Below are 13,459 nucleotides of genomic sequence, written 5' to 3'. Positions count from 1 at the left end.
GGCGCCGGGGCGCCCGCCTGGCACGGTGCCCAAGAGCAAGAGGCGGAGGACGAGCCCTCGCCGGTGATGGCGGATGCGACCGCCGGCAATGGCGGCGGCAACGAACGCCTGGAGCTGGCCCGCGCCTACATCGCCCTGGGCGATCGCGACAGTGCCCGCCAGTTGCTGGCCGAGGTGCGCCTGCACGGCGACCTGGCCGCGCGTCAGCAGGCGATGCAGATGCTGCGCGAACTGGAATGATCCGGTCGCGGTATCGCCGTCGTGGATGAGCAGGCACCGGCGCCGTCCGCGGTCGAACGGTTGGCGCTGGCGATCGAGTACGACGGTTCGGCGTTCTCCGGCTGGCAGCGCCTGACCCGCGCCGGCGAGGAGGGCGCGCGTCCGGAGCGCACCGTGCAGGAGGTCGTCGAGCAGGCGTTGGGCTTCGTTGCCGGGCAGCCGGTGGCGACGGTCTGCGCCGGCCGCACCGACGCCGGGGTCCACGCCCGCGCCCAGGTGATCCATTTCGACGCGCCGGTACGGCGCGAGCCCCGCGGCTGGGTCCTCGGCACCACCACCCGGCTGCCGCCGGAGGTCTGCGTGCGCTGGTGCGTGCCGGTGGCGGTGGATTTCCATGCCCGCTTCTCGGCGCGTGCGCGCCGCTACCGCTATCGTCTGGTCAACCGGCCGGTGCGCCCGGCGCTGATGCGCGAGTACCTGAGTTGGGAACGGCGACCGCTGGACGCGGACGCCATGCACCGCGCCGCCCAGGCGTTGCTGGGCGAGAACGACTTTTCCGCGTTTCGCACCGTCCACTGCCAGGCGCCGCATGCGCGTCGCAACCTGCACGAGATCAGCGTGCGCCGCGACGGCGAGATCGTCGATGTCGAGGTACAGGCCAATGCGTTCCTGCATCACCAGGTCCGCAACATCGTCGGCAGCCTGCTGGTGGTCGGGCGCGGCGAGAAGCCCGAGGGCTGGATCGCCGAGCTGCTGGCCGGGCGCGACCGTACCGTCGCCGGGCCGACCGCGCCGCCGAACGGGTTGATGTTCCTGCGACCGCTGTATCCGGCCGATTGCGGGCTGCCGGCGGAAGTGACCCTCAGCGGTCCGGCGCCGGGCCCGGCGGCGCCGGAGGACGACTGAGATGGGCCAGGGTTCCGTGGAACGCGATCCCAAGGACCGTGAACCACGCGCGCGCGCGACCCGGATCAAGTTCTGTGGCCTGACCCGGCCGGAGGACGTGGACCTGGCGGTCGCGCTGGGGGTCGACTTCATCGGCCTGGTGTTCGCCGCGCGCAGTCCGCGCCGGCTGGACCCGGTGGCCGGCGCGGCGCTGCGCGCACGGATTCCGGACCGGATCGCCACCGTCGCGCTGCTGATGGACGCCAGCGCCACCGAGGTCGGTGCTGTCGTCGAGACGGTCCGCCCCGACCTGCTGCAATTCCACGGCGCCGAGCCCGACGCGTTCTGCGCAGGCTTCGGGCTGCCGTTCTGGAAGGCGATCGCGATGGGCGGCGACCCCGACCGCGCGCTGGCCGGCCTGGGGAGTTTCCCGCATGCCGCGGCCTTCCTGTTCGACGGCCATGCCGCGGGCGAGCCCGGAGGCGGTGGCCAACGCTTCGACTGGGCCCGATTGCCGGACACGCTGGAGCGCCCGTTCCTGCTGGCCGGTGGGCTCGACGCCGGCAACGTCGCCCGCGCGATTGCCACCGCGAGGCCCTGGGGGGTCGATGTCTCCAGCGGCATCGAGCAGTCGCCCGGGTTGAAGGACGCGGCGCGGATGCGCGCCTTCGTCGAGGCGGTCCGATGCGCCGACGCCGATGGCGCGCCGCGCAGCTAGCTGCGCCGGACGTGTAGGATAGGGGGCGCCATGAAACCTCGTCGTCCGCCCGCTCCGTTTGGTCGTTCGCTTCGCCGCTGGCGACGCGTGCCCGCGGCCGCGGTCAGGTAACCGTGCTCGACGCGGCCGCCCGCCGGCCTTCGCATCGCTCGCCGCGACACGGTTCGCGGCCGTTTCATGGCACCGGAGAATTCCCGTGGTAACTCCCGACCCCCATGCCGCGCAGGGCGCGGCCAGCGCTTCGGGTCCAATCGACAGCGCTTCGATCGACTACAACCTCTACCCCGACGCGAACGGCCATTTCGGCCGTTTCGGCGGCCGCTTCGTCGCCGAGACCCTGATCGGTCCGCTGCAGGAGTTGGCCGAGGCCTACGACCAGGCCCGTACCGACCCCGAGTTCATCGCCGCCTTCGAGCGCGACCTGGCCCACTATGTCGGCCGGCCCAGTCCGATCTACTTCGCCGAGCGGCTCAGTCGCGAGGTCGGCGGCGCGCGCATCCTGCTCAAGCGCGAGGACCTGAACCACACCGGCGCGCACAAGATCAACAACACCATCGGCCAGGCGTTGCTGGCCAGCCGCATGGGCAAGACCCGGATCATCGCCGAGACCGGCGCCGGCCAGCACGGCGTCGCCTCGGCGACGGTGGCCGCGCGGCTGGGGCTGGAGTGCGTGGTCTACATGGGCGCGACCGACATCGAACGGCAGAAGATCAACGTCTACCGGATGCGCCTGCTCGGCGCCAGGGTGGTGCCGGTGTCCAGCGGTTCGGCGACGCTGAAGGACGCCCTCAACGAGGCGATGCGCGACTGGGTCACCAACGTCGGCGACACCTTCTACATCATCGGCACCGTCGCCGGCCCCGACCCGTATCCGCGGATGGTGCGCGATTTCAATGCCGTGGTCGGCCGCGAGGCGCGCGCGCAGATGCTGGCCGAGTACGGGCGCCTGCCGGACGCGGTCACCGCCTGCGTCGGCGGCGGCAGCAATGCGATCGGCGTGTTCCATGCCTTCCTCAACGATCCGGACGTGCGCATCGTCGGCGCCGAGGCCGCCGGAGACGGCATCGACACCCCGCGTCATGCCGCCTCGCTGGCCGCCGGTCGCCCCGGCGTGCTGCACGGCAACCGCACCTACGTGCTGTGCGACGACGACGGCCAGATCACCGAAACCCACTCGGTGTCGGCCGGGCTCGACTATCCCGGCGTCGGTCCCGAGCACGCCTTCCTGAAGGAGACCGGGCGCGCCGAGTATGTCGGGGTGACCGACGAAGAGGCGCTGGCGGCGTTCCACCGGCTGACCCGCAGCGAGGGCATCCTGCCGGCGCTGGAGTCCAGCCATGCGATCGCGCAGGCGATCAAGCTCGCCCGCGACCTGCCGGAGGACGCCCTGGTGCTGTGCAACCTGTCCGGCCGCGGCGACAAGGATGTGCATACCATCGCCGCTCGGGAGGGCATCTCGCTGTGAACCGCATCGACCGCAAGTTCCAGGCCCTCGCCGCCTCCGGCCGCAAGGCCCTGGTGCCGTTCGTGACCGCCGGCGATCCTTCGCTGGAGGCGACCGTGCCGGTCATGCACGCGCTGGTCGAGGCCGGTGCCGACGTGATCGAACTCGGGGTGCCGTTTTCCGACCCGATGGCCGACGGACCGACCATCCAGCGCAGTTCCGAACGCGCGATCGCGCGTGGTGCCGGCCTGTCCTGGGTGCTGGAGGCGGTGCGCGGGTTCCGCGAGCGCGATGCGGACACGCCGGTGGTGTTGATGGGCTACCTGAATCCGGTCGAGATCCGCGGCGCGGAGGCCTTCGCCGCCGCCGCGACCGCGGCCGGGGTCGACGGCGCGCTGCTGGTCGACCTGCCACCGGAGGAGGCCGCCGATTTCCGCGCCGGCTTCGACGCGCACGATCTGGCCCTGGTCCTGCTGGCCTCGCCGACGACCTCGCCGGCCCGTATCGGCCAGCTGTGCGACGAAGGGCAGGGCTACCTGTACTACGTCAGCTACGCCGGGGTGACCGGCGCCGACCGTCTGGATGCCGGTGCCGCCAACGACCGACTGCACACGATCCGGGCCCGCAGCCGGGTCCCGGTGGTGGCGGGCTTCGGGATCAAGGATGCGGCCAGCGCGGCGGCGATGGCGAAGGAGGCCGATGGCGTGGTTGTCGGCAGCGCGCTGGTCGCGGCGTTGGCGGATGCCGTCGATCCGGCGGCCGCGGCCCGGGCCTTCCTTGCACCATTGCGCGAGGCGCTGGACCGCACAGGCCAGGTGTGAGCCACGATCCCCGGGCTGCGCGCCCCCCGGGGTAGAGTCTGTCGGGCAGAGGGCAGAGAAGGGCCATCGATGCCACAGGAGCGGCGTGAGCGGCGATGCGGCCTTCATGGGACGGCCCTCGCGGCTTACGCCGCTCCTACGACAGCAGGTGCGTGCCCCTCCAATTCGCCCGGCGCGCGAATCGCTCCCCGACTCCGGGGGGCTGAGGCCCATCGACGGTCGATCGACGCCATGGGAGCGGCGACCGCCGTTCCGCAAGCCCAATCGCGGCCTGTGCCGCTCCTACAGTAAACTGACCCGCTCGGTCGGGGTCCGCCTCGACCTCCCAATGGCTGAACGGGAAAGACTCAACGTATGTCCTGGCTCAAGAAACTCATGCCGTCCGGCATCCGCACCGAATCCGGCAGCGCCAAGCGGCGCAGCGTGCCGGAGGGGCTCTGGGAAAAGTGCGACCAGTGCGGCGCGGTCCTGTACCGGCCCGAGCTCGAGGAGAACCTCGAGGTCTGCCCGAAGTGCGGCCACCACATGAACATCCGGGCACGGGCCCGTCTCAATGCCCTGTTCGACGCCGGCAGCACGACCGAGCTCGCGACCGGGCTGGGTCCGACCGATGTGCTCAAGTTCAAGGACCAGAAGAAGTACGCCGACCGGATCAAGGCCGCGCAGCGCTCGACCGGCGAGCGCGACTCGCTGGTCGCGATGTCGGGCACCATGAAATCCAGGCCGCTGGTCGCCTGCGCGATGGATTTCGCGTTCATGGGCGGCTCGATGGGCTCGGTCAGCGGAGAGAAGTTCGCCCTGGCCGCCGAGCACGCGCTGGAAATCGGTGCGCCGCTGGTGTGCTTCTCGGCCTGCGGGGGCATGCGCATGCAGGAGAGCCTGTTCTCGCTGCTGCAGATGGCCAAGACCTCGGCGGCGCTGGCGCGCCTGCGTGCGAAGGGGCTGCCGTTCATCTCGGTGCTGACCCATCCGACCTTCGGCGGCGCCACCGCCTCGTTCGCGATGCTGGGCGACATCAACATCGCCGAGCCCAAGGCGTTGATCGGGTTCGCCGGCCCGCGGGTGATCGAACAGACCGTGCGCGAGACCCTGCCGGAGGGCTTCCAGCGTTCGGAGTTCCTGCTCGAACACGGCGCGCTGGACCAGATCTGCGACCGCCGCGAGCTGCGCGATCGCCTGGCCCAGTTGCTGGCCCTGCTGCAGAAGCAGCCGGCGCCGGAGGACGATGTCGAGGCCGCCTGAAGCCGGCTCCGCATCGATGCAGTCGCGCCCGTGCCGCGGGCGCCCGTTCCGGAAGATGGATATCCAATGACCCGCAAGTATTTCGGTACCGATGGCATCCGCGGCCGGGTCGGCCAGGGCCCGATCTCGGCCGACTTCGTGCTGCGCCTGGGCAACGCCTACGGCCACGCGCTGGCCGCCGCCAACGGCGGCCACAAACCGCTGGTGGTGATCGGCAAGGACACCCGCATCTCCAACTACATGTTCGAGGCCGCGCTGGAGGCCGGACTGGTCGCCGCCGGCGTCGACGTGCAGCTGATGGGGCCGATGCCGACCCCGGCGGTCGCCCATCTGACCCGCTCGCTGCGCGCCGACGGCGGCATCGTCATCTCCGCCTCGCACAACCCGCATCACGACAACGGCATCAAGTTCTTCTCCGCCAGCGGCGAGAAGCTCGACGACGCCACCGAGCTGGCAATCGAGGCCGCGCTGGACCAGCCGTTCCGCACCGTCGATTCCGATGCGCTGGGCAAGGCCGTGCGCACCCGCGACGCGGTCGGCCGCTACGTCGAGGCCTGCAAGAACTCGGTGCCGCGAGGCTTCGATCTCAAGGGCATGCGCATCGTGATGGATTGCGCCCACGGCGCGACCTATCAGATCGGTCCGCTGGTGCTGCGCGAGCTCGGTGCCCGTGTCGACACCATCGGCGTGGACCCCAATGGCACCAACATCAACGACGGCGTCGGCTCGACCCATCCGCAGGCGCTGGCCGCCGAGGTCAGGGCGCGCGGCGCGGACCTGGGCATCGCCTTCGACGGCGACGGCGACCGCGTGCTGCTGGTCGACGAGAGCGGCCAGGTGCGCGACGGCGACGATCTGCTGTTCCTGCTGGCCACCGACTGGCGCCAGAGCGGGCGCCTGCAGGGGCCGGTGGTCGGCACCCTGATGACCAATTTCGGCCTCGAACAAGCGTTCGATCGCGGCGGCATCGGCTTCATCCGCGCCAAGGTCGGCGACCGTTACGTGCACCAGCAACTGATCGCGCACGGCGGCATCCTCGGCGGCGAGACCTCGGGGCACCTGCTGTGCCTGGACCGGACCAGCACCGGCGACGGCATCATCAGCGCGCTGCAGGCGCTGGAAGTGCTCAAGCGTCGCGGGCTGAAGCTCGGCGAGGCGCTGGGTGGCCTGGACAAGGTGCCGCAGAAGACCGTCAACGTCCGCTACGAGGCCGGCAACGGTCAGCCGGTCGAGGCCGCCTCGGTCAAGGCCGCGCTGGCCGAGGCCCAGGCCGCGGTGGCCGGTCACGGGCGCGCGTTCCTGCGGCCCTCCGGCACCGAGCCGGTGGTGCGGGTGACGGTCGAGGCCGACTCTCCCGAGCTGATGCAGACCACCCTCGACGCCCTTTCCGAAGCAGTCCGCCAGGCGGCGGCCTGAAGACCCCACATGGAGTGTTCCGATTCTATGAGTCCGCAGATTCCGACCCTCGACATCCGTCGCTTCACCGACCCGGCGTCGCCCGCCGACCGTGACGCCTTCGTCTCCGAACTGGGCGCCGCCTATCGCGAGTGGGGCTTCGCCGGCATCCGCGGCCACGGCATCGGCGACGACCGGATCGGCGGCGCCTACGAGGTGTTCCGCCAGTTCTTCGACCTGCCCGAGGCGGTGAAGATGAAGTACCACGTGCCCGGTTCCGGCGGTGCCCGTGGCTACACCCCGTTCGGGGTCGAGACCGCCAAGGACTCCAAGCACCACGATCTCAAGGAGTTCTGGCACGTCGGTCGCGAGATCGCCGACGACTCCGGCTACCGCGAGGTGATGCCGCCGAACCTGTGGCCGACCGAGATCGAGGGTTTCCGCGAACACGCCTACGGCCTGTACCAGGCGCTGGACCGGCTCGGCAGCTCGGTGCTGTCGGCGCTGGCCCTGCACATCGAGCTGCCGGAGGACTGGTTCCGCGACAAGACCGACAGCGGCAATTCGATCCTGCGGCCGATCCACTATCCGCCGATCACCGCCGACGACATTCCCAACGTGCGCGCCGGCGCCCATGAGGACATCAACCTGATCACCCTGCTGGTCGGCGCCAGCGCCGAGGGCCTGGAAGTGCTGTCGCGCAAGGGCGAGTGGGTGCCGTTCACCGCCGACGCGGACACCATCGTGGTCAACATCGGCGACATGCTGCAGCGCCTGACCAACCACGTGTACCCGTCGACCACCCACCGGGTGGTCAATCCCAAGGGCGAGACCGCGCGCCAGCCGCGCTACTCGACGCCGTTCTTCCTGCACCCGAATCCGGATTTCCTGATCGACGTGCTGCCGGGTTGCGTCAGTCCGGACAACCCGAGCCGGTATCCGCAGGCGATCACCGCCCAGGGCTATCTGGACGAGCGCTTGCGCGAGATCAAGCTGAAGTAGGCGCGGTTCAAGCCGCCGCCGTGGCGCGGCGGCTCGGCCGCCGTAGGAGCGGCGTAGGCCGCGATTCCCAGGCTGCGCCCGGGAATCCCCAAAGCTTGCTTCGCAAACCATGGGCCCCGCCGGTGCGTCTCCACACCCCCATTCGTGCTGGCGGCACGAATCGCCCCCTGACTCAGGGGGGGGCGATATCCGGCAGCGCGCGGATATCTCCCAAGGTTTGCTGCGCAAACCTCGGGCCCCGCCGTTGCGCTTCCACACCCCCATTCGCATCTGCGATGCGAATCGCCCCCTGACTCAGGGGGCTGGGCTCATGAGGTAGACGAACGCTCTTCGTAGGAGCGGCGTAAGCCGCGATGGAGCTTTCCCCCTCGGTCCCGATCGCGGCTCGCGCCGTTTCTACGGGAGAGAAGAGGGGCCGTCGCAGGCGATCCCCGCTTCATTCAGCGCGGCGCGCCAGGCCGCCAGCTTGGCCGCTCGCGGCTGGGCCGCGTTGGCGGGGCTGGTCGAGGGCAACCTGCGGTAGCGCAGGCCGTCCGAGAGGCCCAGGCGGGCCAGCGTCGGCTCGACCTGGCGCATGAAGGCGGCCTCGGCGGCGGCACCGTTGAACAGCAGCGAGCCGATCGAAGTGTGATGGGCGAGGAAGGCCGGGAAGTCGTTGGCCTCGGCGTCGCGTATCGCGCTGTCCAGACTGCCCTGGCGCCGGCAGCTGGCGATCACGTCCCACAGGGCGATCCCGGCGGCGGCGAGGCGGGCGGATCGCTCGGGGTAGGGGAGTTCGGGCGAGGCGCCGACCAGCTCGCCCATGAACGGCCAGAAATGGTTGCGCGCGTGCGCGTAGTAGCGGCCCGCATCCAGCGATGCGACGCCGGGCATGCTGCCCAGCACCAGCACCCGGGCGTTCGCGCCGACGATCGGTGCCAGGCCGCGCAGACGCTGTGCGGCAACGGCCGATTGGTGGGAAGTGCGCCTCATCCGGACAGTCTAGCCGTGCATTTTCGCGCCCCTGCGTTAGAATGCCGCGCCTCGAACGACCCATCTCCTGCCAGGGAAATCCGTACATGCGTCGCAGAATCGTTGCCGGAAACTGGAAACTGCACGGCGATAGCCGGTTCGCGGCGGAACTGCTCGACGCGGTGTCCGCGGTGGCGGCGCCGGAAGGCGTGGAGCGGGTGATCATGCCGCCGATGCCGTATCTGCACGGCCTGGTCCAGGCCTATGGCGACAGGGGTCTGGCATTCGGCGCCCAGGACGTGAGCTCGAACGAGAAGGGCGCCTATACCGGTGAGGTGTCGGCCGCGATGCTGGTCGACGTCGGTGCCCGCTACGGCCTGGTTGGCCACTCCGAGCGACGCCAGTACCACGGCGAGAGCAGCACCCTGGTGGCGCGCAAGTTCCTCGCTGCCAAGGCGGCCGGGCTGGTGCCGGTGCTGTGCGTCGGCGAGAGCCTGGAGGAGCGCGAAGGCGACCGGACCCAGTGGCGCATCCAGGAGCAGTTGGCGCCGCTGTTCGAGCTGGGCGGGGCCGGGGTGTTCGACGGCGCGGTGGTGGCCTACGAGCCGGTCTGGGCGATCGGCACCGGCAGGACCGCCAGCCCGGAACAGGCCCAGCAGGTCCACGCATTCATCCGTAGCGAAATCTCCGGACACGATGCTACAATTGCGGGCTCGCTGCCCATCCTTTACGGCGGCAGCGTGAAAGCCGACAACGCGGCCGAGCTGTTTGCCCAGCCCGACGTGGATGGCGGTCTGGTCGGAGGCGCCTCGCTGGTGGCTTCGGATTTCAACGCCATCGCTGCCGCGGCGGCGTCTCGCGGGTGATCGGGCACTGTCCGGCCCCATGGACGATTGAAGAGTTCTTGAACCGATGCTGATCCTCAATGTCATCTTCGTGTTGGTCGCGATCGCGATGATCGCGCTCATCCTGATGCAGCGCGGCGCGGGCGCCCAGGCCGGCTCCGGTTTCGGCGGCGGCGCCTCGGCGACCGTGTTCGGCGCGCGCGGTTCGGCCAGTTTCCTGACCAAGGCGACCAAGTGGCTCGCCGTGGTCTTTTTCGTGATCACCTTCTTCATGGCCTGGCAGGCCACCCATGGCGCCCGTCAGGCGGACGCCCCCGACGGCGACCTGGGACTGATGACGGAAGTTCCGGCGGCGCCGCAGGCCGACGACGCCGCCGTGCCGGCCGCCGCGCCGTCGATCCCGGAAGCGCCGTCCAGCGCGGCCGGCGAGCAGGTCGAGGTCCCGGCTGCCGAGGCGCCGGCCGAGGCTTCGCCGGCACCGCAGCCGGAAGAAGCGGTCCAGGCGCCGGTCGAAGGCAACTGAGGCGGTACCCGCAACACGAGTTTGACGCCCGGCCAGGAAGGCGGGGCGGCGATCGGTCATAATCGCAGCGGCAGTCGGTCGGTACGCACGGTTGCCACAACGTCAGGAAGACGGAATTTGCCCAGGTGGCGGAATTGGTAGACGCACTACCTTGAGGTGGTAGCGACGAGAGTCGTGGGGGTTCGAGTCCCCCCTTGGGCACCATACATTCGAGCCTTCCCGCAGATCGCGCCAAGCGTGACCGGGGAGGGCCCGGTGGCGCTGCGGCGCCGAGCCAAGCCGCGCTTGCGTGGCCATAGCCGAGAGAACACACGTGCTGGCCGAATACCTGCCGACCCTGCTGTTCCTGATCGTCGCCAGCGGTATTGGCGTCGCCCTGCTCATCGTGGGCAATGTCCTCGGACCCAAGCGTCCGAGCGCGGAGAAACTCTCCCCCTACGAATGCGGCTTCGAGGCCTTCGAGGACGCGCGCATGCAGTTCGATGTGCGCTACTACCTCATCGCCATCCAGTTCATCATCTTCGATCTGGAAATCATCTTCATCGTGCCGTGGGCCACGGTATTCCGTGAGCTGGGCATCGTCGGCCTGATCGAGATGGGCCTGTTCGCCGGCATGTTGCTGCTCGGCTTCGTCTACGTGTGGAAGAAGGGAGCCCTGGAATGGGAATAATCCTGGACCCAAGACCGGGCATCCTGCCGCGGCTTGAGTGCAAGCGAGCGCGGCTCAGCCGCACTGCGCTTGCCGCACCGCACGCTGCCGCGCGCGCCGCGTCGGCACATCCTTGTGCCGAGGAGTGGTTTCAATGAGTCTTTCTTCGACTGTTGCGGGGCTGATGAACAACCCGCTGCCGGAAGGGCGGCTGGACGACATCCTGCGTCCGGAGGCCGACAACCCGGTGATGCAGCAGGGTTACGTCACCACCAGCCTCGACGCGTTGTGGAACTGGGCCCGTACCGGTTCGATGTGGCCGATGACCTTCGGCCTGGCCTGCTGCGCGGTCGAGATGATGCACGCCGGCGCCGCGCGCCTGGATCTCGACCGCTACGGCGTCGTGTTCCGCCCGTCGCCGCGCCAGTCCGACGTGATGATCGTCGCCGGCACCCTGGTCAACAAGATGGCCCCGGCGCTGCGCAAGGTCTATGACCAGATGCCCGACCCCAAGTGGGTGATCTCGATGGGCAGCTGCGCTAACGGCGGCGGCTACTATCACTATTCGTACGCCGTGGTCCGCGGCTGCGATCGCGTGGTGCCGGTCGATGTCTACGTGCCGGGCTGCCCGCCGACCGCCGAGGCCCTGGTCTACGGCATCCTGCAGTTGCAGAAGAAGATCCGTCGCAGTGGCCAGAATCCGCTGATCGGCGCCGGTCGCGAGGACGCGGCGGCATGAGCGCGAACCATCACGAACTCGCCGGGCGACTGCGCGCGCGTTTCGTCGAGGCCGTCGTCGACATCGCCGAGCCGCGCGGCGAGCTCACCCTCGATGTCGCCGCCGACGCCTGGTTCGCCGCCGCGGTCGCGCTGCGCGACGAGTTCGGCTTCGAGCAGCTGGTCGACGTCAGCGGTGTCGACTACCTGAGCTACGGCAGCGACGAGTGGGACACCGACGTGTCCTCGGAAGGCTTTTCCCGCGGCGTCGACGGCAAGAGTGCCGGCCGCTTCGTCTGGGGCGAGCAGCCCAACGGTGCCGCCGCCGCGCCGGAGCGCCGCTTCGCCGCGGTCGCCCATCTGCTGTCGGTCCAGCACAACCTGCGGGTGCGCCTGCGCACCTTCGCCGACAACGACGACCTGCCGGTGGTCGCCTCGCTGACCCCGGTGTGGCCGGGCGCCAACTGGTTCGAGCGCGAGGCGTTCGACATGTACGGCATCGTCTTCGAGGGGCACCCGGACCTGCGCCGGATCCTGACCGACTACGGCTTCGTCGGTCACCCGTTCCGCAAGGATTTCCCGCTGATCGGCAACGTCGAGGTCCGCTACGACGCCGAGCGCAAGCGCGTGGTCTACGAGCCGGTCTCGATCGACCCGCGCGTGGGCGTGCCGCGCGTGATCCGCGACGATGCGCGTTACCAGACCGCGAAGGGCGAGGCCGCCCAGCGCGTGGAGGCCAGCAAGTGAGCGCGTCCAACACCTCCGGGCTCGGCCGTGGCGCCGAGATCCGCAACTACACGTTGAACTTCGGTCCCCAGCATCCGGCCGCGCACGGTGTGCTGCGCCTGATCCTGGAGATGGACGGCGAAGTCGTGCAGCGTGCCGACCCGCACGTCGGCCTGCTTCATCGCGGCACCGAGAAGCTGGCCGAATCCAAGCCGTTCAACCAGTCGATCGGCTACATGGATCGCCTCGACTACGTGTCGATGATGTGCAACGAGCACGCCTACGTGCGCGCGATCGAGACCCTGCTGGGAATCGAGGCGCCCGAACGCGCGCAGTACATCCGCACCCTGTTCGACGAAATCACCCGCGTCCTGAACCACCTGATGTGGATCGGCTCCAACGCGCTCGACCTGGGCGCGATGGCGGTGTTCCTGTACGCGTTCCGCGAGCGCGAGGAGCTGATGGACTGCTATGAAGCGGTCTCCGGCGCGCGCATGCACGCGGCCTACTACCGCCCCGGCGGCGTCTACCGCGACCTGCCGGCACAGATGCCGCGCTACAAGGAGTCGCCGTGGCGCAAGGGCGGCAAGCTCAAGCGTTTCAACGAGTGGCGCGAAGGTTCGCTGCTGGACTACCTGGACGCGTTCGCCGACGACTTCCCCAAGCGCGTCGACGAGTACGAGACCCTGCTGACCGACAACCGCATCTGGAAGCAGCGCACCGTCGGCGTCGGCGTGGTCTCGCCCGAGCAGGCGCTGGCCTGGGGCATGACCGGTCCGATGATCCGCGGTTCCGGCATCGCCTGGGACCTGCGCAAGAAGCAGCCCTACGCCAAGTACGCGGATGTCGACTTCGACATCCCGGTCGGCGTCAATGGCGACTGCTACGACCGCTACCTGGTCCGCGTCGCCGAGATGCGCGAGTCCACCCGCATCATCAAGCAGTGCGTGAAGTGGCTCAAGGCCAACCCCGGCCCCGTGATCGTCGACAACTTCAAGGTCGCTCCGCCCAAGCGCGAAGGCATGAAGGACGACATGGAAGCGCTGATTCACCACTTCAAGCTGTTCTCGGAAGGCTATTGCGTGCCGGCCGGGGAGACCTATGCCGCGGTCGAGGCGCCCAAGGGCGAGTTCGGCTGCTACCTGGTGTCCGACGGCGCCAACAAGCCGTTCCGCGTCAAGTTGCGCGCGCCGGGCTTCGCCCACCTCTCGTCGATGGACGAGATCGTCAAGGGCCACATGCTGGCCGACGTGGTGGCGATGATCGGCACCTACGACATCGTGTTCGGCGAGATCGACCGCTGATGCGCCCATCGAGGGCGC

15 protein-coding genes and 1 tRNA gene are annotated in these 13,459 nt (G+C 69.5%); 15 read left to right on the top strand and 1 reads right to left on the bottom strand.

Annotation, left to right across the window (positions count from 1 at the left end; genetic code table 11):
• From FKV24_RS04455 to FKV24_RS04425, 8 genes are all read left to right on the top strand, one after another.
• A partial coding sequence (locus tag FKV24_RS04455) for a FimV/HubP family polar landmark protein (RefSeq protein WP_283016202.1) occupies window positions 1–240 on the top strand: 240 nt, incomplete at its 5' end.
• Window positions 241–261: 21 nt separating this feature from the next.
• Complete coding sequence (gene truA, locus FKV24_RS04450) at window positions 262–1,125, top strand: tRNA pseudouridine(38-40) synthase TruA (RefSeq protein ID WP_141481508.1); 864 nt, start codon at window positions 262–264, stop codon at window positions 1,123–1,125.
• Window position 1,126: 1 nt separating this feature from the next.
• Window positions 1,127–1,822, top strand: coding sequence for a phosphoribosylanthranilate isomerase (locus FKV24_RS04445; protein ID WP_141481507.1), 696 nt, complete (start codon window positions 1,127–1,129; stop codon window positions 1,820–1,822).
• A 250-nt stretch (window positions 1,823–2,072) separates the two neighbouring features.
• Entirely contained in the window at window positions 2,073–3,287 is a 1,215-nt protein-coding gene (gene trpB, locus FKV24_RS19765) for a tryptophan synthase subunit beta (RefSeq protein WP_249040916.1), read from the top strand.
• Complete coding sequence (gene trpA / locus FKV24_RS19760; protein ID WP_223250320.1) at window positions 3,284–4,087, top strand: tryptophan synthase subunit alpha; 804 nt, start codon at window positions 3,284–3,286, stop codon at window positions 4,085–4,087. Before trpB ends, trpA begins: the two co-directional genes overlap by 4 nt.
• A gap of 354 nt (window positions 4,088–4,441) precedes the next feature.
• Window positions 4,442–5,329, top strand: coding sequence for an acetyl-CoA carboxylase, carboxyltransferase subunit beta (accD, locus tag FKV24_RS04435; RefSeq protein WP_111266154.1), 888 nt, complete (start codon window positions 4,442–4,444; stop codon window positions 5,327–5,329).
• Between the two features lie 66 nt (window positions 5,330–5,395).
• Complete coding sequence (glmM, locus tag FKV24_RS04430; protein WP_141481506.1) at window positions 5,396–6,745, top strand: phosphoglucosamine mutase; 1,350 nt, start codon at window positions 5,396–5,398, stop codon at window positions 6,743–6,745.
• A gap of 27 nt (window positions 6,746–6,772) precedes the next feature.
• Window positions 6,773–7,726 (top strand): isopenicillin N synthase family dioxygenase, encoded by a 954-nt coding sequence (locus tag FKV24_RS04425; protein ID WP_111266156.1) that lies wholly within the window; start codon window positions 6,773–6,775, stop codon window positions 7,724–7,726.
• Window positions 7,727–8,122: 396 nt separating this feature from the next.
• Here the strand turns inward: FKV24_RS04425 and FKV24_RS04420 are convergent, their stop codons facing one another.
• Window positions 8,123–8,698, bottom strand: a complete 576-nt coding sequence (locus FKV24_RS04420; protein WP_141481505.1) for a DNA-deoxyinosine glycosylase — start codon at window positions 8,696–8,698, stop codon at window positions 8,123–8,125.
• An 86-nt stretch (window positions 8,699–8,784) separates the two neighbouring features.
• Here FKV24_RS04420 and tpiA point away from each other — a divergent pair, with 86 nt between their 5' ends.
• From tpiA to FKV24_RS04385, 7 genes are all read left to right on the top strand, one after another.
• Window positions 8,785–9,543, top strand: a complete 759-nt coding sequence (tpiA, locus tag FKV24_RS04415; RefSeq protein ID WP_141481504.1) for a triose-phosphate isomerase — start codon at window positions 8,785–8,787, stop codon at window positions 9,541–9,543.
• Window positions 9,544–9,589: 46 nt separating this feature from the next.
• Window positions 9,590–10,045 carry a preprotein translocase subunit SecG gene (gene secG, locus FKV24_RS04410; RefSeq protein ID WP_111266159.1) on the top strand — a complete coding sequence of 152 codons (456 nt, stop codon included), beginning with the start codon at window positions 9,590–9,592 and terminating at the stop codon, window positions 10,043–10,045.
• A gap of 119 nt (window positions 10,046–10,164) precedes the next feature.
• A tRNA-Leu gene (locus tag FKV24_RS04405) sits at window positions 10,165–10,249 on the top strand.
• 109 nt (window positions 10,250–10,358) lie between these two features.
• Window positions 10,359–10,715, top strand: a complete 357-nt coding sequence (locus FKV24_RS04400) for an NADH-quinone oxidoreductase subunit A (protein WP_111266160.1) — start codon at window positions 10,359–10,361, stop codon at window positions 10,713–10,715.
• A gap of 133 nt (window positions 10,716–10,848) precedes the next feature.
• The gene (locus FKV24_RS04395; RefSeq protein ID WP_141481503.1) at window positions 10,849–11,433 is read left to right on the top strand and encodes a NuoB/complex I 20 kDa subunit family protein; all 585 of its coding nucleotides are present in this window, start codon (window positions 10,849–10,851) and stop codon (window positions 11,431–11,433) included.
• Window positions 11,430–12,158 (top strand): NADH-quinone oxidoreductase subunit C, encoded by a 729-nt coding sequence (locus FKV24_RS04390; RefSeq protein ID WP_111266162.1) that lies wholly within the window; start codon window positions 11,430–11,432, stop codon window positions 12,156–12,158. The genes FKV24_RS04395 and FKV24_RS04390 overlap by 4 nt, the downstream gene beginning before the upstream one ends.
• Window positions 12,155–13,441 carry an NADH-quinone oxidoreductase subunit D gene (locus tag FKV24_RS04385; RefSeq protein WP_141481502.1) on the top strand — a complete coding sequence of 429 codons (1,287 nt, stop codon included), beginning with the start codon at window positions 12,155–12,157 and terminating at the stop codon, window positions 13,439–13,441. Before FKV24_RS04390 ends, FKV24_RS04385 begins: the two co-directional genes overlap by 4 nt.
• Window positions 13,442–13,459 lie beyond the last annotated feature (18 nt).

Source organism: Marilutibacter maris (assembly GCF_006546735.2).
Classification (GTDB): domain Bacteria; phylum Pseudomonadota; class Gammaproteobacteria; order Xanthomonadales; family Xanthomonadaceae; genus Marilutibacter; species Marilutibacter maris.
The sequence above is the reverse complement of the archived record's forward strand: the minus strand, read 5'-3'. Positions and strand labels throughout refer to the sequence as shown.

Bases quoted from the DNA above. Each gene is read 5' to 3' on its own strand.
- FKV24_RS04445 (WP_141481507.1), top strand. From the start codon at position 1,127: ATGGGCCAGGGTTCCGTGGAACGCGATCCCAAGGACCGTGAACCACGC.
- accD (WP_111266154.1), top strand. From the start codon at position 4,442: ATGTCCTGGCTCAAGAAACTCATGCCGTCCGGCATCCGCACCGAATCC.
- glmM (WP_141481506.1), top strand. From the start codon at position 5,396: ATGACCCGCAAGTATTTCGGTACCGATGGCATCCGCGGCCGGGTCGGC.
- FKV24_RS04425 (WP_111266156.1), top strand. From the start codon at position 6,773: ATGAGTCCGCAGATTCCGACCCTCGACATCCGTCGCTTCACCGACCCG.
- FKV24_RS04420 (WP_141481505.1), bottom strand. From the start codon at position 8,698: ATGAGGCGCACTTCCCACCAATCGGCCGTTGCCGCACAGCGTCTGCGC.
- tpiA (WP_141481504.1), top strand. From the start codon at position 8,785: ATGCGTCGCAGAATCGTTGCCGGAAACTGGAAACTGCACGGCGATAGC.
- secG (WP_111266159.1), top strand. From the start codon at position 9,590: ATGCTGATCCTCAATGTCATCTTCGTGTTGGTCGCGATCGCGATGATC.
- FKV24_RS04395 (WP_141481503.1), top strand. From the start codon at position 10,849: ATGAGTCTTTCTTCGACTGTTGCGGGGCTGATGAACAACCCGCTGCCG.
- FKV24_RS04390 (WP_111266162.1), top strand. From the start codon at position 11,430: ATGAGCGCGAACCATCACGAACTCGCCGGGCGACTGCGCGCGCGTTTC.